A 409-nucleotide genomic window follows, 5' to 3' on the forward strand; every position below is an offset into this window, starting at 1 on the left:
GTGTTACTGAGATGGGTAATGCGTATGCAGGTGGCTTCGCGTTAATCGTAGTATTGTTTATCTTGTTGGTAATCGTAGGTGCAGCTTGGTTGTACTAAATACATTTTCTTTAAAAAGGAGGAACTAAAATGTCAGGTGGACATTCCGGCGGATTTGCGTTAATCGTAGTATTATTCATTCTGTTAGTAATCGTAGGTGCAGCTTGGTTATACTAAGCTAAAACCAAACCTTGGAGATGGGAATAGCCCCATTTCTAAAGAAAAACACCTTCCATCTTAGATGGAAGGTGTTTTTTGTTCGTTTTATCGTTGGGAACTAAGCAAAATATCTACATAAGAAGAAATTAATAGAATGGTAATTAGAACATTTATGGTTCGGAAAACTTTCGGCTGACGATCCTCCGGGATTT

General features: G+C 37.9%; 2 protein-coding genes. Both read left to right on the forward strand.

Annotation, left to right across the window (positions count from 1 at the left end):
• Positions 1 to 11: 11 nt before the first annotated feature.
• Positions 12 to 98, forward strand: a complete 87-nt coding sequence (locus ETC00_RS20120; RefSeq protein WP_063561705.1) for a YjcZ family sporulation protein — start codon at positions 12 to 14, stop codon at positions 96 to 98.
• A gap of 30 nt (positions 99 to 128) precedes the next feature.
• The gene (locus ETC00_RS20125; protein WP_082153634.1) at positions 129 to 215 is read left to right on the forward strand and encodes a YjcZ family sporulation protein; all 87 of its coding nucleotides are present in this window, start codon (positions 129 to 131) and stop codon (positions 213 to 215) included.
• Positions 216 to 409: the final 194 nt, after the last annotated feature.

Origin of the sequence: Brevibacillus sp. MCWH, assembly GCF_013096935.1 — a bacterium.
Taxonomy (GTDB): Bacteria; Bacillota; Bacilli; order Brevibacillales; family Brevibacillaceae; genus Brevibacillus; species Brevibacillus aydinogluensis.